Origin of the sequence: Paenibacillus enshidis (assembly GCF_042136365.1) — a bacterium.
Lineage (GTDB): Bacteria > Bacillota > Bacilli > Paenibacillales > Paenibacillaceae > Paenibacillus > Paenibacillus enshidis.
Map to the genome: position 1 here is coordinate 53,306 of NZ_JBHHMI010000015.1, position 24,815 is coordinate 78,120.

The following is a 24,815-nucleotide window of genomic DNA, read 5'->3' on the forward strand; positions in this document are numbered from 1 at the left end:
ACCCTTACGGGAGCTTCAGTTTTTTGAACTGCAGCTGATAAGAAGCGATGCTCCAATTGCGAAAGAAGTCATTGCCGGCCTGCAGACCTGAAGCGTACAGCATCTCGCTCTGCTCGGGGGTGATGTCGAATTGGGTGGTCCGTACGCCGTGCGTAGGGATTTTTACGGTACGAAAGCGGTTCTCCTGCTCGATATAGCGCTCATCATGCGCCGAGAGCATCGTATCAATAATGGCCTGCAGCATACTGAGCGGTCCGCGGATAAATGAGGTTTTGGTGTCGTTTTTTCCGACCATTTGAAAGCCTACCGTCGGAATGGCTTCGGCCGGCTTTGCCCGCTCCTGATCAAACAGCCACAAGGGCAGATTGCTTAGCATGGCCCCGTCCACAATAAAAACAAATTGTCCGGCGAAAGGCTTGCCCCTGGCCCTTTTGGCATCCAGACGCAGCATCACCGGATCGAAAAAATAAGGAATGCTTGTACTCATACGAACCGCTCTGGCCACCTCGAATGAAGACGGTTCCACATTAAAACGCTCCATATCGTCCGGCAGCACCATAATACGCCCGTTGGTAATATCGGACGCTACTATACGAAGCTTGCCTGGAGCAAGGTCGCCAAAGCGCCGGATTCCCTTCGCTTTTAACAGCCCTCTAACCCACTGTTCCAGAACCTCCCCCGAAAAAAGCCCTTTCTTTAGCCAGATCCGGGCGGCAGGTCCAACCCATTTTACGTTAAAAAGAGGGGAACGGTGCAGCAGTCTGACAAAAGGAGTCGTTTCAATAACCTCCTTCATCTCCTGCGCCGTGTAACCCGCCGCAACCAGAGAAGCTACGATGGCCCCGGAGGATGTCCCCGCCACCCGGTTAAATTCGACTCCGTTTTGTTCAGCCGCATTCACAGCGCCGGCCAGGGATATGCCCTTCATTCCACCGCCTTGAAACACCGCATTAATCAGCATATGAATAACCCCCGTTCTCTCCGCAGCAGTTGACAATCGCTACACTGCTTATGTATGAGCACGGGGGCCGGTTTATGACCTTATTCGTTATAATAAGACTGTAAAAGCGTAACAAGTCCGAGCGGGTTTTTCCGCAAATATTGTGCACTGAAGAAAATATCGCCTTTAACCCCGGAATAATTCTCATTCCATTTTAACTGGTCAATAATCTGCTGCGCAGTCTGCCAGCCCTGTTCCGAGGTTCCGAGCTTGTATGGGGCATGACCGACATAGAGCTTGACGTTCGTTCCCTCTACCTCGTCGGACCACCAGGAAACGAGCTTATCATAGGCGGCAGCAGAAAAACCGATGCTCCAGTAAATTTGCGGAGCGACATAGTCCACCCAGCCTTCCTTGATCCATGTCCGGACATCGGCATAAGTTGTGCCATAGGCCGTAACCCCTGCACGTGTGTCGGAGCCTGTCGGATCATCCGCTTTGTTGCGCCATACACCGAACGGGCTGATGCCGAATTGCGAGTCCGGTTTGGCCGCATGAATCGCTGCTCCAAGCTCCTTGACGAAACGGTTGATGTTATCCCTGCGCCAGTCCCCCTTGTTCAGACCGCTGTCGTTATAAGAGGCATAAGTGGTGTCATCGTTAAAAGTGCCGCTGTAAGGATAAAAGTAATCATCCAGATGCACGCCGTCGATATCATACTGATTCACAACCTCCATGATATCATCGATAACCTGCTCTCTTGCGGCGGGAATACCCGGATTGATATAAAGCTGAGACCCATTGTTCACAATCCAGTCGGGATGCTGTACCGCGACATGGTTAGCCGCAAGCCCGGCCGTACTGGCGGTTGTGCTCGCTCTGAACGGGTTGAACCATGCGTGAAATTCCATTCCCCGTTTATGTGCCTCCTCAATCATAAAAGCAAGGGGATCATAACCTGGCGATTTTCCCTGTACACCGGTCAAATATTTGCCCCAAGGCACCGTATCAGACGGATAAATGGCATCCGCACTTGCTCTGACCTGAACGAAAACAGCGTTGATCCCCATACCGGCGAGATCATCCAGCAGGTTGGTAAATTCCTGCTGTTGCGCAGCCATGCTGTTCTTTGTCGAAGGCCAGTCCCCATTTACAGTGGACACCCAGGCCCCTCTCATGGACTCGGAAGCGCCAACCTCCGTCCCGGTTTCATTCTGCTCCCCGGAAGCAGGAACGTTAACGTTTGCTCCGCTTGACAGGGTTATCGTCCTTGCTGCGGCATCCCAGTTCACGTTCAGCCCCAATTCTTCACCTATAAAACGAAGGGGTACCATAGCTCTGCCAACTCTCATTTCCACCGGACTGTCCAGCGGCACGTTCGCTCCGTCAACGATGGCCGAGCCGGAGCCTGAAGTCATGGTTAACACTTTGCCATTGCCGGTGATGGTTACCGTGGATGTAGGCTGCGACCATCCCACCTGTGCGCCCAGTCCCTGGCTGATCACTCGCAAAGGTACCATGGTGACATTGTCAGCCTGCTTTATGTACGGTGATACGTCTGAATCCAGCTTCGCTCCATCCAGATAGATTGTGATGTCCCTGGCCGGGGTCGCCAGCACCCGCCATGACTCTGTCTGCAAGGTCAACACCACCAGCAAACCGACGATAAACCATTTCAAAAAACGCTTCATGCTCGAAAACCTCCAAAAGCTTGTCTTGTCCCTTTTTCACGCTATGTATATGCAGCGCTCTCTATTTATATAATGGATAGACGTAATTTGCCAGGGGATGTTGCGACAGCAGCAAAATAAAAAGCATCTGCCCTTGCGGACGGATGCCCGTTTAAGATTCTCCAGCCGTTTCTTTCTGAAGGTCGCGCAGCTGCTGCAGCCTGGTCGCATCCCGCTCGAAAAACTCGACCAGCGTTTCAATACAAGTGATGGAATCCCAGCTTAAATGATGCTCAATGCCCTCCACATCTTGGTAAATATGCTCTTCACTGACCCCGATCATGCCGAGAAACTGTTCAAGAAGATGATGACGATCCACCAGACGCTTGCCGACCTTTTTCCCTTTCGGGGTAAGGATCAACCCCCGGTATTTCTCATACACCAGGTAATCGTCCTTGTCCAGCTTTTGAATCATTTTGGTGACTGATGAAGGGTGAACCTCAAGTCCTTCCGCAATATCCGATACACGGGCATAGCCCTTCTCATCAATGAGCTTGTAAATCCTTTCCAGGTAATCCTCCATGCTAGGCGTTGGCATCTGCTTCCCTCATTTCTATTATTCCAACCATCGCTTGTCCGCCGTATGACTGCTTAAATAATGATACATGTTCTCATTACCTATTGGCAAGTCCTGCCCCTTCACCCCCTTGTATGCCCACGTTTGCCGGGATTCATGCGGCGGCATAAACAGCAAAACGCTCTGCGCGAGCTGATCGCAGAGCGTTTTTTCGGGCATTTTCCAAAAGCTCAAATTGTTATTTTACATAAGCCATTCAGGGTTAAAGCGCTGCAGGAACAAGGACAGCCTGCTCCAGTGATCCGTCAGCAGCAGAATGCCGATGGCGAACAACATCACTCCTCCGAGCTTCATCAGCAGCGAGCTGTATCGAGCTTGGGGCCGGATTTTCCCGGCGTAGAAAGCAAGAATAAAGAACGGTAGCGCGAAGCCTGCCGCATAACCTGTGACGAGCAGAAACCAGGTGCTGTGCTCAACCGCGGCCAGGGCGATAATTGCTGTAAGCATGGGCCCGATGCAGGGGGACCAACCGGCAGCAAAACCGATCCCGACGGCAAAGGACCTTATATAACCGGCTTGTTTACGGGCAGCTGACACGCGGTAATCCTTCATTAATGGCATAGGTCTCAGCCAGCCGAGTGCAACAAGGCCCATCGTCATCATCAGTACAGCCGAAATCAGACGCAGGCCGTCCTTGTACATATGAAACCAGGACCCGAGCAGCCCCGCCCCGGCTCCGAGCGAATAAAAAACAGCCGAAAACCCCAGGACAAAAGCCAGCGTATGCGTAATCGCGCGAACACGATGCTCGTGGGATGCCACCTGCTGCACAGCAGGTGTAAAATTCAGCCCTGTAAGATAAGACAGATAAGCAGGGTACAAGGGAAGACTGCAGGGAGACGCAAATGACACCAGCCCTGCCGCAAAAGCTACGCCGATATGGATATCCAGAAAGTTCACCCCGCTTGTATACTCACTTAATGTGAGCATACGCTCCCCTGCCGCTGAATATGAGAGATATTACTTCACAATCGCACCGTTAGGCATGCTGTCAGGCACGGTTGCAAGTGTGAGCTGATCGCCCTGGGAGGCGGCAAGGATCATGCCTTGCGACAGCTCTCCGCGCAGCTTCACAGGCTTCAGATTGGTGACGCAAATCACCTTCCGGCCTACCATATCCTCTGGCGTGTAGAACTTCGCAATGCCCGAGACGACCTGACGTTGCTCGTAACCGAGATCAAGCTGCAGCTTGAGTAGCTTGTCGGCCTTTTTGACCGGCTCGCAGGCAATGACCTGGGCTACGCGCAGCTCCACCTTGGCGAAATCCTCGATCCCGATCTCTTCCTTGCTCTCCGGCGCTTCCGCAGGAGCGGCTGGGGCTGGCGCTTCGGCGGAAGCAGGCTTGGCACCTCCTGTCATGGCCTCCACGATAAATGCCACCTCCTGCTCAGCATCCAGACGCGGAAAGATCGGGTCTCCTTTATGCAGTTGCGTGCCTTCGGGAATAAGCCCGAATTGCTTGCCGCTGTCCCATGTGGTAAGCGTCCCTTCCGTTAACCCGAGTTGCTCCCGGATTTTGCGCGGCGCGCGGGTGAGGAACGGCTGCAGCAGAATGGACGCAATGCGCAGGCTTTCCACCAGGTGGTACATGACGGAGGCCAACTCGCGCCGTTTGCCTTCATCCTTAGCCAAGGCCCATGGCTGTGTTTCGTCAATGTATTTATTGCTGCGGCTGATGAACTGGCCAATCGCTGTCAGGGCGACGGAAAACTCCATCTTTTCCATCGCCTCTTCAACCTTGGCATAGGTCGTTCCCGCCATCTCCTCAAGGGCCGTGTCAAACTCTGTAACGCCCTGCTCATAGGCCGGCACTTTGGCGTCGAAATATTTGTCAACCATCGCAACGGTACGGTTCAGCAGATTGCCCAGATCATTGGCCAGATCAGAGTTGATCCGCTCGACGAAGCTCTCCGGCGTGAACGTTCCATCCGCACCGAACGGCACCTCGCGCAGCAGGTAATAACGCAGTTCATCCAGTCCGTAACGGTTGATCAGGGTCACCGGATCGACGACATTTCCTTTGGACTTGGACATTTTGCCATCCTTCATCAGCAGCCAGCCATGCGCGAACACTTTCTTCGGCAAAGGCAGGTCAAGCGCCATCAGCATGATCGGCCAGTAAATCGTATGGAAGCGGACGATTTCCTTGCCGACGATGTGCACATTGGCGGGCCAGAATTTGTCATACAGCTCGCTATTGGACGATCCGTAGCCAAGAGCGGTGATGTAGTTGGACAAGGCATCGATCCACACATAGACCACGTGCTTTGGATCTCCTTTTACCTTAACCCCCCAGTCAAATGTCGTCCGGGAGACAGCCAGATCCTCCAGCCCAGGCTTGATGAAGTTGTTGATCATTTCCTTTTTACGAGATTCCGGCTGGATGAAGTCCGGATTTTCTTCATAGAATTGCAGCAGACGGTCTGCATATTTGCTCATGCGGAAGAAATAGCATTCCTCCTTCACCAGCTCTACGGGATGTCCGCTGTCCGGACTTTTGCCGCCGATCACGTTGCCAGCTTCATCCTTGATCACATCGACAAGCTGGGTTTCCGTGTAATACGTCTCGTCCGGAATGCTGTACCAGCCCTCGTATTCGCCCTTATAGATATCCCCCTGCTTGAGCAGGCGGTCAAAAATGTCCTGTACGACCGTTTTGTGCCGCTCTTCCGTCGTGCGGATAAAATCGTCATTGGAGATGTCCAGCTTTTGCCACAGCTCCTGGATGCCTGCCACGATCTGATCTACGAACTGCTGCGGGGTTTTGCCGGCTGCCGCCGCTTTTTGCTCGATTTTTTGCCCATGCTCATCCGTGCCTGTCAAATAGCGGACCTCATACCCGCGCAGTCTTTTGTATCTGGCCATGGCATCACCAGCGACCGTAGTGTAAGCATGCCCGATATGCAGCTTGTCGCTCGGATAATAAATAGGCGTTGTAATATAAAACGTGTTCTCATTCGCCATACTTTTCCCTCCTGCAGTTTTGTTCAATTTCGGTTTTCCAGTCTCGGGATACAGGGCTGCAAAGCAGTGAGCCAACAAAAAAGACCCCCACCCCTTATGGGGCGAGAGTCTACTCACGCGTTACCACCCAATGTTCTCCGCTTCCTCGCGGAAGACGGACTCCACCGGTCCATTCAGACCGTCCATTAACGCTGGAACACGCTGCTTGCTTACGCCGGTATAATAAAAGCAGCCGCTCACAAGCAGTTCCTCCAGGACCATCTTCGGACAGCCCTCCAGACCGGTTTGCAGCTCCCCCGGCTCTCTGTACTGGACGGTTATGTCGTACTTATCCCTTCACTGGAAAATCATATTACTCAAAATATAGCGAAGCGATGAGGCTATGTCAAGTTTGCTCATCATTTGCAAGGGAAGGGTTGTCCCGCTTGCGGCTCCGTTCTGTGCCATTTGCCCCGGCCGGCGGCACGGGATCATAACCGCCTGGATGAAACGGGTGGCATTTGCCAATGCGTTTTGCAGCCAGCCAGGAGCCGCGGAATGGGCCGTGCACCTCGATCGCCTCCAGCGCATACGCCGAGCATGTCGGATAAAAACGGCAGGTCGGGGGCTTTAACGGGGAAATAACACGCCGGTAGAAGTGGATTGGCCCTTGCACCAGCCTGCGGGCCAGTATTCTTTTTCCGTCCGCCATAACCTTCCTCCTCTGCGTTCCATGCAAGAAAAGCGCCCCGGGCCGGATTCACTTGTGAACCCCTGCCCTGAACGCCTTTACAAGCCTGTAAAAAGTGACTTTTTAACGGTGGATGCTTGCTGATTGTTTATTGTTGCTTGTATTCAGGCAGCGGCTGAACCAGCAGATTGACAGGCAGATTGCTGCCAGCGGCTGCGGTAAAGTAAATTTCAACGCTTTCGGCCATATGTCCGGTACGGTACAGAACGCTGTTTTCATTCGGCGCTCTTACACCGCTATTGTTAGCGACGGCTATAATTTGACTATTAACCATGGCATAACCGGAATACAAGCCTCCGCGCGGATTAAACGTAATCAGGGAGTATGGCGCAACATTGGTCAGTCTGATTTTGTACAATACCCCGAAGTTGCCGGCGTTGGAAGCCGCAGAGCCGTCAATGCCGTCCGTTCCAGTAAGGTTCGGATCCACATTGTTGTCTCCAATAACGATGCGCTGCGCTTTTCTTCCAACTTCTTCCGCATACTCGACCGTACGATCGGCATCCATATACGTACCACGGTTGTGGATACCGTCCTTGTCAAGCTTCGGCAGCGTCTGGAACGCTACCAGCGGATCGGCGGACTCTTCAACCATAATTACAGTATATTGCACCGGCTGGTCCGAATTCAAATCCGACAGCAGGGAAATGACCTCATCAGGTTTCATTTTGATTGCACTCAGATCCGGCAAAATCACTCTGCTTTCGCCCGGATTCAGCACCATAGTGGAGCGTTTGGTGCCGTCGGTCAGGGACTGCAGATAACGCATCGTTCCTAGCTTGCCCGCAGCGGTGGCAAACGGGCTCGGTCCCCCGAAGCCGGATGCTTCCACGTTGATGGTGGCAGGGAGGATATTGTTATTCGTTGCCACGATATACATCTTCACATTACGACCCGTTTCATTGACATAATGAGCCAGAATCCGCTGGCTGCCCGTGCCAATCTCCTGATAGACGATCCCGTCCTGGAGCACCCGCTCCGGACTGTTGGCACGAATCAGCAAGCGCGGTCCGGAAGTCACGGAAGCCGGCACAGTTTCCATTTGTGGCACTTCACTGCCGTCAAATTCATACAAATCACCATACGGCGTGAACAGCTTGTTGAAGTCGTCTTCTTCATACAAGGTTTCGTTCTTAATCGTAACGGTCTGCGTATAGGTGCTTGTCAGGCCCAACTGGTCCGTTACGGTCAAGGAGATTTCCTTTTCCCCAGGCTCGAAGAAGGCAAGCTTGTTGTTCACCCATTCACGCTTCTGAATACGGTTCTCATCATCCGTACTCAGATCGGTATAGGTGATTTTCTCACCCATCATATATTCCTTCTTGTCTGTCGTAAACATGGCGACAGGTGGCTGGTTCTGCGGTTTGACCGTAATGGTCTGCGAGTAAGGATCACTCCACTGGCCAGACGAATCCTGAACGGAATAGGTAATCGTATAAGTACCCGGCTCCTGGAACACGTCCTGGCGTCCTTCCCAGCGCTCGTTAACAATCGGCAGCCCTCTTGGAGAAGAGGATTGGGTCAGGTATGTAACCTGAGTCTGTGTAGCATAAATATCTGTGCTCGGTTTGGTCGTAAATGAAGCGACAGGCTTTGAGACCAGATCGAGAATAACTGTTTTATTGACATTATCCACCGTGTAAGGAATGTTCAGAGCCTGGGTAATCGATGTCAAAGGAACCATGAATACGTTTTTCTGCTGGAAGGCCGGCCCCTTCATTTGTTTGGGCTCACCGTTGACAGTGTATACCTTGCTGTCCGTTTTGAAACGGAGAACCTGTGCTCCCTGGGTAATGACCGTTTCCTTGGTGGCGGTATCATAGTAAAATTGCAGTCCAACACGGTTAACGAGCGAGCGAATGGCAACATAGGAGACGCCATCCTTTACAGTCATCGGCTGGGTAGCCGTATAAATTTGGCCGTCCTGCACCATTTTGGCGCTGTTCATATACAGAATAAGCTGATTGGATGAAGCAGGAATATACACATCGTCTGTTACGCTGGCATTGCCTTGTGTATCTTCCGGATACTGCTGGTCCTCCTCAGAATCTGTAACATCTGTAGAATCCGTGGTATCTGTCTCTTCTGAAGTCAGAGCATTCTCAGCAGCGCTGTCATCAATGCTCCCGTTTACATCAGTCACATCGGTTGCTTCTGCTTCAGCACCTTCATTCGTTGCGTTTACCTGCTGATCACTGATCTCGGATGCTCCTGTAACCGGTGCTGCGGCTGCGGCTGCCGGCATAACCGCCGCGGCCTGGGATACGGCCAGTGCAGTGAGCATCGTCCATTTCTTAAGATTCATTCTCTGTCTCCTTCTATTACCAAATTCTTGGCTTCCCCGTAAAAAGTCATACTATTAGACGCTAGTGTTTGTAAAAAGTTGCTGTGAATTTTGCCGAAAAAGTAAAAAGAGGAACTTCTGTGGAGAAAGTTCCCGATCCTCGAAATGCAAAAGAATGGCAGCCGACGCATTCATTATGTAAACCATGAAATATCCGCCGCATCATCCCGTCGCATGCACACCGGCACGCAGCCGGTCACGGTACTCCGATGGCGTCAGCCCGAAATGCTTGTGAAACACTTTGGTGAAGTATCTTCGTTCCCGGTAGCCCACAGCCGAGCAAATCGCCGTAATGCTGTAATTCGTTCCCGCGAGCAGCGCTTGGGCTGCAGCCAGCCGTTCCCGGGTTACATACTCCAGGAAGGTCATGCCGCAGCGGGTTTTAAACAGATGGCAAAAATAGCTGCCGCTGATGCCGATGTATTCCGCCAGCTCCTCCACCGACAGGTCCGAAGCCAGATGGGCGGCAATATATTGCTTGGCCGTCTCAATCGCATCCCCATTTTGGCGGCCTCCGCCATATTCTTCGCTGGTCAGCAGACACAGCCGTTCCCCCGGCTGCAGCTGAACATGCCTGGAAGCATGGTATACCGCCACCAGATCCAAAATCTGCAGAGGTCCCGGATGTGCGAGTAGCCGGCCTTCCATCCCTGAATTGGCACAAATGCTGGCGAACTGCCCGGCAATTTCCTGCAAGCTTGCAGGCTCTGACAGCAATTCTTTCTGTAAGACGCTCTCTATCGCCACGCACCATTCCCCTTCCCGTACCTGGAACACGAACGGGCTTACAAAACGAGTCTGCAAGATGGCCTCCAGCCGTTCCGACATCCGCCTGTTCCATTCTCTTTTGCTGTCAACGTTCCACTGCCGGGTCTGATCAAAGTACATGCAGGCTTCCGCCACGAAAAGCGCGTACGGCTCCCCTTCCTCCGCCAGAGAAATAGGTGAGGAAGGCGTGCTCCAGGCTTCTCCTGTAAGCACCTCCCTGATCCGGTTCCGCTTGACCCAGCAGCCAATCTCCTCGTTCCTGGCCTGCAGCTCGGTCTCTTTTTGCTGGCGCAGGATGATCTCGGCGGCAAGCGACCTCAGCACATCTTCAAGCATGCCATAATCTATAGGCTTGGTGATGTACTCCCTCACCCCATGCTTGAGAGCCGTCCTTGCATATTCAAACTCCTGATAACCTGTCAGCAGAAGGACGTCACTGTCAATCCCCCTGCCGCGCAGCTCGGCGATCAAGGTCAGCCCATCCATGACCGGCATGCGGATATCGCAAAGGATCAAATCGGGATTCTGTTGTTCCGCCAGCCGCAGCGCGTCCATCCCATTGCCGGCCGTGCCGGAGATTTCAATACCCATGTCGTTCCAGGGCAGAATGCTCTCCAGGTTATCGAGCACAGGTCTTTCATCATCCACAAGCAGTGCTGTTACCATCACGCTTCCTCCCCCCGCTTAGCCATACTTCGGTATTTTACAGCGTATGACGGTCCCTGAGTCTTTATGGGAACAAATAATAATCCCATAACTGCTGCCGTATTGAATCCGGATTCTGTCGGCAACATTGCGTACCCCCAGACCCCGCTGTTCGCCAAACCACCGGCTGCCAGCTGCCGAATCATCCTGTTCCCTGATCATATACTGGAACGTCCCAAGCACTTCGGGAGAGATACCGGCCCCATTATCCGCAGCTTCAAGAATGATGTCCCCCTGCTCTTCCCACACGGCAATGTGCAGCACTCCGCCGCTCGTTCTGCCTTCAAAGCCATGCTGGATCGCGTTCTCCACCAAAGGCTGCAGCGTTAGCTTCAGCACCAGGCAGGCTCTCAGCTCCTCCGGTATGAAAATCTCGTACGTGAACAAGCCGGAAAACCGGTACTGTTGAATTTCAAGATAGCTCCGCAGATGGCTGATTTCCTCAGCCAGCGTAATTTCCTCCCTCTCCTGGATACTGGTGCGCAGCATGCCGGCCAGGCGGATGACCATCTCACTGACCTTGCGCCCCTCTCCCCTGACCGCCAGGCCATTGATGGATTCCAGCGTGTTAAACAGGAAGTGGGGCTTGATTTGCGCCTGCAGCACACGCAGCTCCGCCCGCGCTTTCTGCTCCTGCTCGGAGCTGATTTTGGCAAACAAAATGCCAATTCTGTCCATCAATGAATTAAATCCCTCCCCGAGAACACGCAGTTCAGCCTCTTTTCCGGGTTTGACCCGTGCACTTAAATCCCCTTCCTCCACCCTGCCCATAAACCGGACCAGAACGGCGATATAACCGGTGATGCGGTTCATGAACAGCATGTTGAACAGGACGGCGGCGGCAAGGCAGACAACCATGAATACAACGAACCATAAGGCGTACACAGAGGATTCGGCAGTGAGGGAGCTCCATGGCGTCACGGATATGAGACTCCATGGGTAGTCTTTGAGATGATAGATGGAAATCATGCTTTGATCCCCCTGAAAGGGGGTTCTGTAGCTTTCATATCCGCTGCCGTAACGGAAAGGATGCCCCATAAGATCAGACATATTTTTCCCGCTATTCAGCCCGGTCTGATCATATACGATCAAACCCTTGTTATTAGCGAGCATGAACGTCGTGTTCCCTGTCGGCTCATTCAGCCGAAGATTGCGGAAAATTCGGTCAAACTGCCAGTTTTTGATCTGCACCACCAATATGCCGATGTTCCGGAAATGCTTCAGCTCCTTGACTAACCGGATCTGGGTGAATACCGGCTCGGAGCCGGTGAGCTCGGGATATTCATAGGGAGCGATCCAGACCGGATTCCCGTTCCTGGCCATGACCTCCTGATATAGGGGATGCTTCTTGAAGCTTTCAAACGGAAGCGCTGTAAAGTCTTCTTTCGTAAAAATGGACACCATCCCGGAGGACATCCCGTTCCCACGCAAATTATAGAGGTAGGCATAACTGATATCCGGATAGTTGTACAGCAGGTTTCTGAAGCTGCGCTGGCTGTCGTTAAGGGTCAGTTGACCATCGGCATTCAGGTTCTGCTTTTCCGGGTCATCGGCGTACAGCGCCATATGAAACACCGCAGTCGCAATTCCGTTATCCGTTACCTTGTTCATTTCCTCAAAAACACCGGTCAGGCTGTAGCTGATGGCCTTCAGCGCATACTCGGCCTGCTCGCTGTACCTGCGCGCCGCCGCATCCGACGAGACCCACAAGGTCAGCGCACCCAGCAGGCACATAGGTACGATGATAAGCACGATAAAAGCGGCAAAAAGCTTCATGCGCAGCGTCATAGTGGTCCATCCCTGCGGATCAGGCGTGCGAAAGCGGGGTTATCCTTTGACACTGCCTGCCGTCAGGCCTTCCATAATTCGTTTTTGCAGCACGGCATACATCAGCAGCACAGGCAGAATGCTGTAAACGATGCCAGCCGACATTTGGGCATAATTCATCTGGTATTGGTCTCTGAACTGGACCATGCCAACAGGCAGGGTGCGCAGCTTGTCGGTCGACAAAAAATAATTGGCGAGTAAAAATTCATTCCAGTTGCCGAGGAAGTTCACGATAAAAACAGTGACCATGGCTGGGACCGTTAGAGGTATTACAATTCTAGCAAAAATTCCCGGAGCCCTCAACCCATCCATGACCGCAGCTTCCTCCACTTCCGAGGCCAGCGAACGCATGAACGCCGCCAGCACAATGACCGTAAACGGAATCGCATTCGCAATATACGGAATAATGAGAGCCCAATGGGTGTCGAGAACGCCCAGCCTGCGGACAAGCAGATAGATCGGAAGCAATAAAGAGTTATTGGGAATGAGCATGCCGAGCAGGGCAAGGCCGAACACAGCACTGCCAACTCTCGGATAACGCATCCGGGTCACCGCGAAGGACAGCATGGAGCCGATCAGAATGGACACCGCCGCGCTCAGTGCGGAAATGTACAGGCTGTTCAGGAAATAAACGCTAATCTTCGCCTTGACCCATACCTCCACATAATTGGAAAAGACAATTTCCTTCGGGACGCCAAAAGGATTCAACGCAATGGCGTTGTTGTCCGTTTTCACGGAAGAGAAAAGAACGAACAGGAACGGAAACAGAATCACCAGCAAATACAGCATCAGCAGCGTGTGCGGCAGCCAAAGCATCCTCGCCCTTTTCATCAGAATTCAACCCTTTCACTGCGCCTTGCAAAAATCGTATGGTACAGGACCGTCAAAACAAGCGTAATGGCAAAAATCAACACAGCCACCGTATTGCCATAGCCGTATTTAAAATTGGTGATTGCGTATTTGATCATATAAGTAGCCAGCACATCCGTAGAACCTGCCGGACCACCTTTGGTCATGACGATGACGATATCCGCCGCCTTCATCGCCCCGGCGATCGAAAGCATCACAACGACCGAGATGATGGGACGGATCAGGGGCAGAATGACATGGACGGACTGCTGAATACGGCTGGCTCCATCAATGGCTGCGGCCTCCCCCAGCTCCCTGGGAACAGCAAGGATGGCTGCCAGCACCATCACAATATAAAATCCGGTCCACTGCCATGCGTTCGTAATCAAAATGGACAGCATGGCGTGCTTTTCGTCAGACAGCCAAAATACGGGATCGATACCGAGCAGGCCGAGCAGCCGGTTCATCAGGCCGATATTCGGCTCGTAGATGAAGCCCCACAGAATGCCGATCACGGCTGTCGACATGATGGAGGGCAAAAATACGGCCGTTTTATACAGTCCCTGCAGTCGTCTGACGTTTGCGATCAGCAGGGAAAACACGATAATCAGCGGCACCTGAATGCCGATGGAAAAAACGATGAACCAGAGGTTGTTCAGGGCCGAGCGCCAGAAGCGCTCATCCCCCAGCGCCTTGATATAATTTTCCGCTCCGATCCACTTCGGATGGGCAGAAACCCCGTTCCAGCTCGTAAAGCTATAATAGATCGAACTGAAAATCGGATAAATGAAAAACATGAAAATAAGCACCACAGCCGGAAAAATAAATGCAATATATACTGCGGGATTGCGCATCGCCTTGTTCATCTGTGCCTCCCCAATTACTGCACTGCAGCATTCGCTTCATCCTGCACCTTCTGGATTTGCTCTGCCGCCTGCTCAGGGGTGGTCTGGCCGCCGATCAGCTTTTGAATCTGAATATTGCTGATTTCCGTCGTCACATCCGCTTGCACAAGCGAGTCGAACGCCGGGAAGGACGATTGTGCTGTATTTAATACCGCGACAATTTCTTTCATGAGGCCATCGGTAATATTTTCCTTCAGCACGGCCTCATCCAGCTTCATCGAAGGCAGAACTCCGTCCTCCACAAGCCCGCGGAGCTGAGTTTCCTCATTGAACATATGCTTGATGAACGACTTGACAGCCTCCAGCTTGCGCGGATCCTCTGCAACAGAGGCTGAAAAACCGTATCCGTTATTCACATCCCGCATCAGCGCCGTCTGATCCCCTGTGCCCCCTTCAACAGGCGGCATATTGAAAAATCCGACCTTGCCGATCATGCCTTCACCGGACTGCCCTTCCTTGAACACGGAGGATTTCCAGGTCCCGTCATACATGAGAATGGCTTCGCCGCTCGTAAACTGAGTGGTATATTCCGCATATTCAAAGCCAAGCTCTCCCTGTTTAAAATAACCTTTGTTCACCCACTCCTGATGCTTGGCGAACGCTTCAACAACTTTGGGGTCCGTCCATTTCGCTTCACCTGTTGCAAACTTGGCCGTAACGTCCGGCCCGGCATAGCGAGACCAGAGGTGATTGGTCAGCATCAGCGGAACCCAGCCCGCCTTCGAGGCTCCTGCCATCGGCACCTTGCCGTCAGCCTTGATGTCGGCCAGCAGCTGCTCAAATTCCGCAAACGTCTGCGGTGGCTTCAACCCTTTTTCCTCGAAATAAGCTTTATTGTAAAAGAATCCTTCACCAGAGCCTCCAAGGGGCAGTCCATATACTTTTCCCTCATAGGTAAACGGCTCTAGGGAGGTAAAGCTGTCACGGATGCCAAGCTCCTCCAGGATCGGGGTCAGGTCAAGCAGCATGCTCTCCTGTGCGTATACCTTGGAATCCGGACTGCCAAACAGGTCAAAAATATCCGGGGGATTGCCGGCAGCCATCTCGCCGCGCAGCTTTTCCTTACGGTTGACATCGGAATCCACTCCGTCCAGCGTGAAGGTTAACCCAGGCACATCCGCCTCCACCTGCTTGACTACATCCTCCAGAATCGCAAGCCGCCGCTGCTTGTCTGCGCCCACCTGGGTATGGCGGATGGTCATTTCAAACGGCTCGTTCGAGTCCGTTGCCCCGCTGCTTTCCGGACCTTTCGGTTCCGTGCCTGCTCCGCTACAGCCGGTCAACAGTCCTGCAAGCAGCAGCCCTGTGAGCAGCCCTTTTATTCCTTTGCTCATCCCTCAATGACCTCCTTGTTTTATGTCTGTTCCATTACAAGACCCATTATAGAAAAGGCAGTCTGACATCGTAAGGATGACAATTCTTGGATTGAGGGATAAATTCCTTCACTCCCCTTAGCCTGTCTAGCAAATTCATCATGTCAGGCATGCATCAGTCGTATGTTTTTACTGGAAAAACAAAAAAACGCAGCCTCCGGATGCTTCCGGAAGCTGCGGTTGAAAATACGGAGTTCAGCATGGCATTCGCTGCTGCGTCCTCCTTATATCGTATCAATTAATGATTGCTTGCTCCTGCCCAATCTACCGGTATGCCACAGGGTGCTGCACTTGAGCCTCCTCGCGCCCTTGCGCGATCAGCCTGTAAGCCCGCTCCACTTCCTCTTCCGTCGGAGTCGGCACCCCTTCCAGCGGATAGGCTTTGCCCAGCGCCTGCCATTTATAGATGCCCATCTGATGATAGGGCAGAATCTCGAACTTCTCAACCCCGTTCAATGTGCCAATGAACCGTCCCAGGTTGAGCAGGTCCTGCTCCTCATTGTGGATGCCGGGCACATAGACGTGGCGTATCCACATTTTCCGTCCATGCTCGGACAGCCATTGTGCCGTATGCAGTGTACGTTCATTGGATTTGCCGGTCAGCTTAATATGCTTCTCATCATGGATATGCTTCAGATCGAGCAGCACCAGGTCGGTGTGCTCCAGCAGCTCTCGAATCCGTTCCGGATCATTGAAGCCGTTGCTGTCCAGAGTGGTATGCAGCCCCCAGCGCTGCTTGACCTCCTTGAACAGCTCAGCCACAAAATGCCACTGCAGGGTAGGCTCTCCGCCGGATACCGTCAACCCGCCTCCCGAGTTTCGATAATAGGACAAATACGGCTCAATCTCGGCCAAAATGTCCTCTACCGTCGCTTCACGGCCACCATCCAGCGCCCAGGTATCCGGGTTATGACAGTACTGACACTTCAAATGACATCCCTGCATAAAAAGCACAAAGCGGATGCCTGGGCCGTCAACCGTCCCGAAAGTTTCGAGTGAATGAATATGTCCTTTGACCATGCTGCCTCTTCCTTTCTGTCCGCATCCGCTGTGCGTGTATTTTTCCTTGCCCTCCGTCTGCTTACATCGTACCGTGGAAGGTCCGGTTGATGACATCGAGCTGCTGCTCGCGTGTCAGCTTGATGAAGTTGACCGCATAACCCGATACACGGATGGTAAGCTGCGGATAGTTTTCCGGATGCTCCATCGCATCCATCAGTTGTGCCCGGTCGAACACGTTGACGTTCAGATGGTGGGCATTGCTGCCGAAATAACCGTCCATCATGGATACCAGATTATTTTTGCGAATTTCCTCTTCTTTACCCAGTGCTTTCGGCACAATCGAGAACGTATTGGAGATGCCGTCCAAGCTGTGTTCGTACGGCAGTTTGGCTACCGAGCTGAGCGAAGCGAGCGCACCTTTTTTGTCGCGTCCGTGCATTGGATTGGCGCCGGGAGCAAACGGCTCGCCCGCTTTGCGTCCGTCCGGTGTAGTCCCCGTTTTCTTGCCATAAACCACATTGGAAGTGATTGTCAGGACCGATTGCGTCGGAATGGCATCACGATACGCCTTATGCTTGCGGATCATGCCCATAAAGCTTTCAACCAGGCCAACGGCGATGCTGTCGACACGGTCGTCATTGTTGCCGTAGCAAGGGAACTCCCCTTCAATCTCGAAATCGACGGCAATGCCCTGCTCGTTGCGGACCGGTTTCACCTTCGCGTATTTGATGGCACTCAGGGAATCGGCGGCTACGGACAGACCAGCGATGCCGCAGGCCATCGTGCGAAGGATGTCGCGGTCGTGCAGCGCCATTTCAATCCGTTCGTAGCTATACTTATCATGCATGTAGTGAATCACATTCAAGGTATTCATGTACAGTTTGGCGAGCCATTCCATCATCGGCTTGAAGCGTTTCATCACTTCCTCATAATCAAGCACCTCGGAGGTGATGGCCGGGAATTCCGGTCCGACCTGAGCCCCGGATTTTTCGTCCCTGCCGCCATTAATGGCATACAGGAGCGCTTTGGCCAGGTTGGCGCGGGCGCCGAAGAACTGCATCTGCTTGCCGATTTTCATGGCGGATACACAGCAGGCGATACCATAATCGTCGCCATAAATCGGACGCATCAGGTCATCGTTTTCGTACTGGATGGAGCTCGTTTCAATCGAAACCTTGGCGCAATATTTTTTGAACGCTTCAGGCAGCTTCTCGGACCACAATACCGTCAGGTTTGGTTCTGGAGCCGGTCCCAGGTTGTACAGGGTATGCAGGAAGCGGAAGCTGTTTTGGGTGACACGGGTTTCCCCGTTGACAGACATGCCGCCGATGGATTCCGTCACCCACGTAGGGTCGCCGCTGAACAACTGATTGTAGTCCGGTGTCCGCAGGAACTTGACGATCCGCAGCTTCATGACAAAATGGTCCACAAGCTCTTGCGCCTGCTCTTCGTTCAAGGTTCCTTCAGCCAGATCGCGCTGTACATAAATGTCCAGGAAGGAAGATACACGTCCCAGAGACATTGCGGCTCCATTTTGCTCCTTGATAGCTGCCAGATAACCAAAGTACAGCCACTGGAATGCTTCCTTCGCATTCACGGCAGGCTTGGAAATATCACAGCCGTGCTCTGCTGCCATCTGCTTCAGCTCGTTCAGCGCCCGGATCTGTTCGGACACCTCCTCACGCAGGCGGATGATTTCCTCGCTCATAGCATCTACTTCAAGGCTTTTCAACTGCTCTTGTTTATCTTGAATCAGGAAATCCACACCATACAGCGCTACCCGGCGGTAATCGCCGATAATGCGTCCACGTCCGTACGCATCCGGCAGACCTGTAATGATGCCAGCCTTACGGGCTGCTCTCATCTCATCCGTATAGGCATCAAACACGCCCTGATTATGCGTTTTGCGGATATTCGTAAATATATCTATGATATTTTGCGGGACCTCAAAGCCGTAGTCCTTGCAGGCATCGATCATCATCCGTATGCCGCCGAACGGCTGCAGGGAACGTTTGAACGGGGCATCTGTCTGCACACCGACGATTTGTTCCTTGTCCTTGTCAATGTAACCCGGTCTGTGGGAGGTGATCGTTGAAGGAGTGTTCACATCCACATCCAGCACACCGCCGTTCGCCAGCTCCTTCTTGGTCAGATCGGAAATAATCGCCCAAAGCGCCGTCGTATTAGAGGTCGGGCCAACGAGAAACTCTTCATTGCCGTAATATGGAGTAATGTTCAGCTCAATAAAATGGTTGACATTAACTTCCCGGCTCCACTTGCCATTTTTAAACCCGCGCCATCCTGATTGCTGTTCCTGTACTTCTCTCTCAATCACCGACATGTCTATCCCTCCATGATTTTGTTCAGGATCTCTTTACATTTCCATTGTAAAATAATGAAGCTTGTTCTTATGTGATAAAAATCACAATATAAGTGATTTTTATCACATAGTCTATTTCTGCCCATTTGCAGCCCAAGCCCTCCTTCATCGGGAGAGCCTGGTTGCTTGAGATCAGCCGTTATTATTGGTCAAATCGCCCATAGAAAGCGTTGCGGTACACTTCGGCCAGCTCGCTGACCAGCGGCAGCTTCGGATTGGCAGTGGTGCACTGATCCTCAAACGCGCGGTCTGCTAGATAGTCGACACGTGATTCGAAGTCTTTCGGGTCAAAGCCGAGCTGCTGGAACGACTCCTCGATGCCCAATGTTTTGTTGAGCTTGCGGATGGCGTCGATCAGGCTGTCTACCCCTTCTTCCGTCGTCCGTGCAGGCAGACCGAGAATGCGGGCAATTTCCGCATAGCGCTCATCCGCCACAAAGTGCGAATATTTAGGGAACGACGCGAATTTCGTAGGCTTCTTGGCGTTGTAACGAATGACATGCGGCATCAGAATCGCGTTAGTACGACCATGTGCAGTATGATACTGGCCGCCCCATTTATGCGCAAGGCTGTGGTTAATGCCCAGAAAGGCGTTGGCAAACGCCATGCCAGCCAGAGTGGACGCATTATGCATTTTTTCGCGCGCCAGTTTATCGCCAGTCAATGCCGATTGCTCAAGGTACTGGAACACCAGTTGGATCGCCTTGATCGCCAGACCATCGGTATAATCGCTGGCCATCACCGAGACATAGGCTTCAATCGCATGGGTCAGCACGTCCATACCGGTATCGGCGACAGCGGTTTTAGGCAGCGAATATACAAATTCAGGATCGATGATCGCCACGTCCGGAGTCAGCTCATAGTCTGCCAGCGGATATTTGGTATTGCCCAGCTTTTTGTCCGTAATCACCGCGAATGATGTGACCTCCGAGCCTGTACCCGATGTTGTCGGAATGGCTACGAATTGGGCCTTCTGGCCAAGGCGCGGATATTTATAGATCCGTTTGCGGATATCCATAAACTTCTGCTTCAGATTGTTGAAGTCGGTATCCGGATATTCATAGAAGAGCCACATGCCTTTGGCCGCGTCCATCGGGGAACCACCCCCGAGCGCGATAATGCAGTCTGGCTGGAAGCGGGCCATCATTTCCGTGCCGCGCTCCACCGTTGTTGTCGATGGGTCCGGTTCTACCTCAGAGAACACCTCGATCGCTACAGGGTTTTGGCGCTGACGCAGGTAATGCGTCACACGGTCAACATAGCCGAGCTTCACCATCATCGGGTCGGTAACGATCGCCACCCGTGTAATGTCAGGCATTTTGGCAAGATACTGTGTCGAGTTTTTCTCAAAATAAATTTTGGAAGGCACCTTGAACCACTGCATATTCACCGTACGTTTCGCCACCCTTTTCACGTTGATCAGGTTTACTGCTGATACGTTGGACGCGGTCGAGTTCCGCCCATACGATCCACAGCCCAGCGTCAGGGACGGCAGATTCGTGTTATAGATATCCCCGATGGCGCCATGGGTCGAAGGCGAGTTGACGATGATGCGGCCGGTTTGCAGACGGTTGGCAAATTTCTGGATCACTTCTTCATTATGGGAGTGGATGGCCGAAGAGTGGCCCATGCCGCCGAATTCGACGACCTGCGCCGCACGCTCGATCCCCTGTTCCGCATTTTTCACTTTATAACAGGCCAGCACCGGGCTCAGTTTTTCTGCAGACAGCGGATATTTCGGTCCTACGCCTTCCAGCTCGGCTACGATAATTTTTGTGCCTTCCGGAACAGTGATGCCGCAAATCTCAGCGATTTTCATAGCAGACTGGCCGACGATAGCCGGATTAACAGCACATTTTTCCACATTCATCGCACCGCTGGTCAGCTTGGCAGCTTCTTCCTTGTTGACGAAGTAGCAGCCGTTGGCGGTCATCAGCTTTTTCACCTGGTCGTATATGGCTTCTTCTATAATGACAGCCTGTTCTGATGCGCAGATCATGCCGTTGTCGAACGATTTCGAGAGGATGAGGTCTGTTACGGCCTGTTTGATGTCGGCGGACTTTTCGATGAAGCAGGGCACGTTGCCTGGACCAACGCCAAGCGCCGGCTTGCCGCAGCTATAAGCCGCTTTGACCATGCCTGATCCGCCGGTTGCCAGAATAAGCGCCACATCGGGATGATTCATCAGAGCATTCGTTTTATCCATGGTCGGAGCTTCAATCCACTGGATGCAGTTTTCCGGCGCTCCATGCTTGACAGCCGCTTCGAGCAAAATTCTGGCCGCTTCCTTGCTGCATTCCTGGGCGGAAGGGTGGAAACCGAAAATGATCGGGTTGCGGGTCTTGATGGAGATCAATGCTTTAAACATCGTTGTGGATGTCGGATTCGTGACCGGAGTTATCCCCATAATAATGCCGACCGGCTCAGCAATTTTCTGAAAGCTGTCAAAATCGTTATCTTCGATAATACCTACCGTTTTGTTATATTTAATGTTGTGGTAGATATATTCGGTAGCAAAGATGTTCTTCGTAATTTTATCCTCATACACACCACGTCCGGTTTCTTCAACGGCTTTTTTCGCCAAATACATATGCTTATCCAAGCCTGCAAGCGCCATCGCCTGCACAATTTCGTCGATCTGCTCCTGGGTCATATCCATGAACGCCTTTTGTGCGGCATTCGCCTTGTCAATCAATGTCTGGATATACTGCTCTGCCGTCTGCTGTGTTTCCGCCGCTTTTGCTGCCTCATTTTTTACGGCCATTCCCCTCATCCTCCTGATCACTTTGGATTGGCTCCTCTTGATGAACTGATCTTAGCACCCTGCCAAATCCTCAAGTGTGATGTTTTTAACAAAATTTAAATAAATTTTGAATTCATTAGTGAAAATATTCACATTAAACGATGCACTCAATTGCTCCTCAGGTAACGCTGCTTCCGAAACTTTTCATTTGCAACATGGTTCTCATCCTCCCTGTATTTGTTTCGTTTCTCTTTACGGTTTGATCGTATCACAGCCGATATTTCAATTATGTGATTTTTTTCACAATATAATTCAAGTTTGATTTTTATTTTAGTGAAAACAATCACAAAGTTTGGAATTTCGCCACTTTTCGCCTTTCTAACAGCCCCAAAAATCACCGCCACAGGTATATAATTAATTTTGAAATACGAAAGTTGCAAATACACAGATTTGTGAAACACAGACATTAACAAAGGGGAAATGGAAGATGAGAAACCCTGAAATGGTCATCGAACACAGAGGCAATACCGTCTGCTTCTCTCCAGGAAGCTTCAATCAACTGCTCGCGGTCATGAAGGACCGGCATATTCCCGAAGGCGCTCACCTGTTTTGGGAAGGAGACACGTCGGACAAAATCTTTTACCTGAAGCAAGGCCGTGTCAAAGTTACAAAAACGACGGACGAAGGCAAAGAACTCATTCTCTATATGTATCAGACGGGCGACCTGATCGGACAGGCGGACCCTTTCTTCGGCACGAAGCACAGCTTTTCCGCCGAGGTTCTGGAAGACAGTGACGTTGGTGTGATCGATCATCATGATCTGGAGCTTCTCATTTGCCAGCACTGCGACTTTGCCATTGACTTCATGAAATGGATGGGGTCGCATCACCGGATTACGCAAACCAAATTCCGCGACCTTATGCTGTATGGCAAGCCCGGGGCCCTGTGCTCCACCCTGATCCGTCTGTACAACACTTATGGGGAGCCTCATGGCGAGCATGTAGTGATCAATAAAAAAATTACGCACACTGACCTGTCCAATATGATCGGCGCTACGCGCGAGAGCGTAAACCGTATGCTGAGCGACCTGCGAAAAAAAGGGGCCGTCGAATATGACGGGGGCATGATCGTCATCAAAAATCTCGAAATGCTGCAAGGGATCTGCCACTGCGAGCTTTGTCCGAAAGAAATCTGCCGGATTTAATGCGTTTAGCCATAATAACTCAACTTTCGCAGCATGAAATCGGCAAACAGGCCCTGATATAACGGGGTAAAACGGAGATCTACTGCTGGGGTTGACGCTGAATCAAAGCAGACCGCTTTTTGCTAGCTTTCTTGCAAGAAGGGGATTCGCTCCCCCTCAGAGTCTAGTAGCCAGAGTGAGATGGGTGTTCTATAGAGTGGGGGGCCGGTGTCTGGTGTCCGATGCCTGGTGCTTGGTGTTTGGTGTTTGGTGCCTTTCCATACAGCCTTGCACCATTATCCCTTTTGATCAGAATGCGGGGGTTGGAGGTTCGGGGGGCTTAGGGGAAGGAATAAAGAGAAACGAGAAACGAGAAAAGAGATAAGAAAAAAGAGGCAGCTCAAGTGGGATGTTCGGCTTGAAACAGGAACGCATGTTTGGTATAATGAAAAAAAGAACTTATGTTCGTGGATTATGGATTATGGATTATGGATTATGGATTATGGATTCGGAGGCGAGCAGACATGGAAGTCCAAGTGGAAACGGAACTTCAATCCTTTAGCCGTCGTTATCACAACGAGCAGGCCTGCATGGAGGCATTGATCGCGATGAAGTGGCCGAACGGCTTTGTCTGCCCGCGTTGCGCTCACACCCGCTGCAGTCGTCTGACTTCCCGGCGCATCCCCATGTTCGAATGCGCCAGGTGTGCGCATCAAACGTCGGCTTTGGTCGGCACGATTTTTGAACGAACTCATCTCCCCCTGACCAAGTGGTTCCAGGCGCTGGAGTTGTTCCTGCTCCCCGATGGCATCTCGGCGATGCGGCTGAGCCAGGTGATCCAGGTCACCTACAAGACCGCCTGGGCAATGCTGCACCGAATCCGCCATGCCATCGGGGAGTTCGATGCCCGGGAGCTGCTTTGCGGAGACGTGAAGGTGAACAGCGACCGGTATGGGTGCAATCCGTCCCGGCCTCAGTTTTCTCATCCGCATGCTTCAGCAGTCGTAGCCGGGTGCACGGTCACGGAGTCGGGCGAGCCGGAGCAGGTCAAAATCCGCCTGGTCCCGCAGAAGAAGGGAGATGGGCAAAGAGCAAATCGTCACGAACTCGCTGCATTCATCAACGAACAGGTAGATGTCCGTGCATCGGCGGTACAATCGTTCCTTCAAGCCTATCGACTGTATACGCCCTTGCGGAAAGTGGTGAGAGAGGCGTGGAAATCGCTGAAGAGTACGTATGTAGCCTTAGGAACAAAGCATCTGCAGGCGTACCTCAACGAGTACACCGGACGCCGCCGACTGCGCCTAACCGAAGGGGAAGAAACGATGTGGCAGAAGTTGCTGTACATAGGCGTGGTGATTCCGGCGATCCCTTACCGCCGACTGATTGCATGCCAACCGGTTCAGCCTCTTGCGGCTGCGGCCTAATTGCAGTACTTGAACGAGGAAAGGTGAGCCTGATATGCGTGGCTTGAACGGTGTGGATTAGCATGAACGAGGAAATCGGAAACATTCAGGTTCAAGCGGCAACGAGGATCAGGGTCTTTTTATGTTTTCGGTGCCTTGCTCCGCTCCCTCCTTCTCTCGGTCGGTTTCACATCACCTAAACGCTCTGCTTTCTCCAAAGAACGTCTCATGACCTCGAACCGATCTGCTCCTCCATAAGGCACAATCCAAAAAGATAATAGACCCATTCGATGGTCCTGAATCACGTAACAACAGGCGTTTTTGTGCCTCATTTGATCCGTTATTTTCTTTAGCGTGCCTAAAGTGTATTTTCGGTTCTGGTTTTCTGT

Annotated in this window: 18 protein-coding genes; 2 read left to right on the plus strand and 16 right to left on the minus strand. The window is 52.1% G+C overall.

Annotation, left to right across the window (positions count from 1 at the left end; all coding sequences use genetic code 11):
- Nucleotides 1–4 precede the first annotated feature (4 nt).
- The 16 genes from ACE41H_RS16635 to adhE form a co-directional block, all read right to left on the minus strand.
- Complete coding sequence (locus ACE41H_RS16635) at nt 5–961, minus strand: patatin-like phospholipase family protein (protein ID WP_375356587.1); 957 nt, start codon at nt 959–961, stop codon at nt 5–7.
- A gap of 80 nt (nt 962–1,041) precedes the next feature.
- Nucleotides 1,042–2,631 (minus strand): family 10 glycosylhydrolase, encoded by a 1,590-nt coding sequence (locus ACE41H_RS16640; protein ID WP_375356589.1) that lies wholly within the window; start codon nt 2,629–2,631, stop codon nt 1,042–1,044.
- A 151-nt stretch (nt 2,632–2,782) separates the two neighbouring features.
- Nucleotides 2,783–3,208: a transcriptional regulator MntR gene (gene mntR, locus ACE41H_RS16645; RefSeq protein ID WP_375356590.1), complete on the minus strand. Its 426-nt coding sequence runs from the start codon at nt 3,206–3,208 to the stop codon at nt 2,783–2,785.
- Nucleotides 3,209–3,430: 222 nt separating this feature from the next.
- Nucleotides 3,431–4,177, minus strand: coding sequence for a cytochrome c biogenesis CcdA family protein (locus ACE41H_RS16650; RefSeq protein ID WP_375356591.1), 747 nt, complete (start codon nt 4,175–4,177; stop codon nt 3,431–3,433).
- A gap of 30 nt (nt 4,178–4,207) precedes the next feature.
- Nucleotides 4,208–6,211: a methionine--tRNA ligase gene (metG, locus tag ACE41H_RS16655; protein WP_375356592.1), complete on the minus strand. Its 2,004-nt coding sequence runs from the start codon at nt 6,209–6,211 to the stop codon at nt 4,208–4,210.
- A 120-nt stretch (nt 6,212–6,331) separates the two neighbouring features.
- Nucleotides 6,332–6,472 (minus strand): hypothetical protein, encoded by a 141-nt coding sequence (locus ACE41H_RS25300; protein WP_445974747.1) that lies wholly within the window; start codon nt 6,470–6,472, stop codon nt 6,332–6,334.
- A gap of 124 nt (nt 6,473–6,596) precedes the next feature.
- Nucleotides 6,597–6,902 (minus strand): membrane protein insertion efficiency factor YidD, encoded by a 306-nt coding sequence (gene yidD / locus ACE41H_RS16660; RefSeq protein WP_375356593.1) that lies wholly within the window; start codon nt 6,900–6,902, stop codon nt 6,597–6,599.
- A gap of 127 nt (nt 6,903–7,029) precedes the next feature.
- Nucleotides 7,030–9,246, minus strand: coding sequence for a stalk domain-containing protein (locus ACE41H_RS16665; RefSeq protein WP_375356594.1), 2,217 nt, complete (start codon nt 9,244–9,246; stop codon nt 7,030–7,032).
- A 201-nt stretch (nt 9,247–9,447) separates the two neighbouring features.
- Nucleotides 9,448–10,719: a response regulator gene (locus tag ACE41H_RS16670; protein WP_375356626.1), complete on the minus strand. Its 1,272-nt coding sequence runs from the start codon at nt 10,717–10,719 to the stop codon at nt 9,448–9,450.
- Nucleotides 10,720–10,737: 18 nt separating this feature from the next.
- Nucleotides 10,738–12,546: a cache domain-containing sensor histidine kinase gene (locus ACE41H_RS16675; protein WP_375356595.1), complete on the minus strand. Its 1,809-nt coding sequence runs from the start codon at nt 12,544–12,546 to the stop codon at nt 10,738–10,740.
- 39 nt (nt 12,547–12,585) lie between these two features.
- Nucleotides 12,586–13,416 (minus strand): carbohydrate ABC transporter permease, encoded by an 831-nt coding sequence (locus tag ACE41H_RS16680; protein WP_375356596.1) that lies wholly within the window; start codon nt 13,414–13,416, stop codon nt 12,586–12,588.
- On the minus strand, nt 13,416–14,300 hold the full coding sequence (locus tag ACE41H_RS16685) for a carbohydrate ABC transporter permease (RefSeq protein WP_375356597.1): 885 nt from the start codon (nt 14,298–14,300) through the stop codon (nt 13,416–13,418). Before ACE41H_RS16685 ends, ACE41H_RS16680 begins: the two co-directional genes overlap by 1 nt.
- Before the next feature lie 14 nt (nt 14,301–14,314).
- Nucleotides 14,315–15,673, minus strand: coding sequence for an extracellular solute-binding protein (locus ACE41H_RS16690; protein WP_375356598.1), 1,359 nt, complete (start codon nt 15,671–15,673; stop codon nt 14,315–14,317).
- A gap of 303 nt (nt 15,674–15,976) precedes the next feature.
- Nucleotides 15,977–16,732, minus strand: a complete 756-nt coding sequence (gene pflA, locus ACE41H_RS16695) for a pyruvate formate-lyase-activating protein (protein WP_375356600.1) — start codon at nt 16,730–16,732, stop codon at nt 15,977–15,979.
- Nucleotides 16,733–16,793: 61 nt separating this feature from the next.
- Nucleotides 16,794–19,055, minus strand: coding sequence for a formate C-acetyltransferase (gene pflB, locus ACE41H_RS16700; RefSeq protein ID WP_375356601.1), 2,262 nt, complete (start codon nt 19,053–19,055; stop codon nt 16,794–16,796).
- A 181-nt stretch (nt 19,056–19,236) separates the two neighbouring features.
- Nucleotides 19,237–21,858 (minus strand): bifunctional acetaldehyde-CoA/alcohol dehydrogenase, encoded by a 2,622-nt coding sequence (gene adhE / locus ACE41H_RS16705; RefSeq protein ID WP_375356602.1) that lies wholly within the window; start codon nt 21,856–21,858, stop codon nt 19,237–19,239.
- 466 nt (nt 21,859–22,324) lie between these two features.
- On the opposite strand from adhE, the gene ACE41H_RS16710 reads away from it, so the two are divergent.
- Nucleotides 22,325–23,041 carry a Crp/Fnr family transcriptional regulator gene (locus ACE41H_RS16710; protein WP_375356603.1) on the plus strand — a complete coding sequence of 239 codons (717 nt, stop codon included), beginning with the start codon at nt 22,325–22,327 and terminating at the stop codon, nt 23,039–23,041.
- A 503-nt stretch (nt 23,042–23,544) separates the two neighbouring features.
- Nucleotides 23,545–24,447 (plus strand): transposase, encoded by a 903-nt coding sequence (locus ACE41H_RS16715; protein ID WP_375356604.1) that lies wholly within the window; start codon nt 23,545–23,547, stop codon nt 24,445–24,447.
- The last annotated feature ends 368 nt before the right edge of the window (nt 24,448–24,815 follow it).

What these genes read in the sequence shown, in the direction of transcription:
- ACE41H_RS16635 (WP_375356587.1), bottom strand. Translation starts at nt 961, where the DNA reads ATGCTGATTAATGCGGTGTTTCAAGGCGGTGGAATGAAGGGCATATCC.
- ACE41H_RS16640 (WP_375356589.1), bottom strand. Translation starts at nt 2,631, where the DNA reads ATGAAGCGTTTTTTGAAATGGTTTATCGTCGGTTTGCTGGTGGTGTTG.
- mntR (WP_375356590.1), bottom strand. Translation starts at nt 3,208, where the DNA reads ATGCCAACGCCTAGCATGGAGGATTACCTGGAAAGGATTTACAAGCTC.
- ACE41H_RS16650 (WP_375356591.1), bottom strand. Translation starts at nt 4,177, where the DNA reads ATGCTCACATTAAGTGAGTATACAAGCGGGGTGAACTTTCTGGATATC.
- metG (WP_375356592.1), bottom strand. Translation starts at nt 6,211, where the DNA reads ATGGCGAATGAGAACACGTTTTATATTACAACGCCTATTTATTATCCG.
- ACE41H_RS25300 (WP_445974747.1), bottom strand. Translation starts at nt 6,472, where the DNA reads ATGGTCCTGGAGGAACTGCTTGTGAGCGGCTGCTTTTATTATACCGGC.
- yidD (WP_375356593.1), bottom strand. Translation starts at nt 6,902, where the DNA reads ATGGCGGACGGAAAAAGAATACTGGCCCGCAGGCTGGTGCAAGGGCCA.
- ACE41H_RS16665 (WP_375356594.1), bottom strand. Translation starts at nt 9,246, where the DNA reads ATGAATCTTAAGAAATGGACGATGCTCACTGCACTGGCCGTATCCCAG.
- ACE41H_RS16670 (WP_375356626.1), bottom strand. Translation starts at nt 10,719, where the DNA reads ATGGTAACAGCACTGCTTGTGGATGATGAAAGACCTGTGCTCGATAAC.
- ACE41H_RS16675 (WP_375356595.1), bottom strand. Translation starts at nt 12,546, where the DNA reads ATGACGCTGCGCATGAAGCTTTTTGCCGCTTTTATCGTGCTTATCATC.
- ACE41H_RS16680 (WP_375356596.1), bottom strand. Translation starts at nt 13,416, where the DNA reads ATGAAAAGGGCGAGGATGCTTTGGCTGCCGCACACGCTGCTGATGCTG.
- ACE41H_RS16685 (WP_375356597.1), bottom strand. Translation starts at nt 14,300, where the DNA reads ATGAACAAGGCGATGCGCAATCCCGCAGTATATATTGCATTTATTTTT.
- ACE41H_RS16690 (WP_375356598.1), bottom strand. Translation starts at nt 15,673, where the DNA reads ATGAGCAAAGGAATAAAAGGGCTGCTCACAGGGCTGCTGCTTGCAGGA.
- pflA (WP_375356600.1), bottom strand. Translation starts at nt 16,732, where the DNA reads ATGGTCAAAGGACATATTCATTCACTCGAAACTTTCGGGACGGTTGAC.
- pflB (WP_375356601.1), bottom strand. Translation starts at nt 19,055, where the DNA reads ATGTCGGTGATTGAGAGAGAAGTACAGGAACAGCAATCAGGATGGCGC.
- adhE (WP_375356602.1), bottom strand. Translation starts at nt 21,858, where the DNA reads ATGGCCGTAAAAAATGAGGCAGCAAAAGCGGCGGAAACACAGCAGACG.
- ACE41H_RS16710 (WP_375356603.1), top strand. Translation starts at nt 22,325, where the DNA reads ATGAGAAACCCTGAAATGGTCATCGAACACAGAGGCAATACCGTCTGC.
- ACE41H_RS16715 (WP_375356604.1), top strand. Translation starts at nt 23,545, where the DNA reads ATGGAAGTCCAAGTGGAAACGGAACTTCAATCCTTTAGCCGTCGTTAT.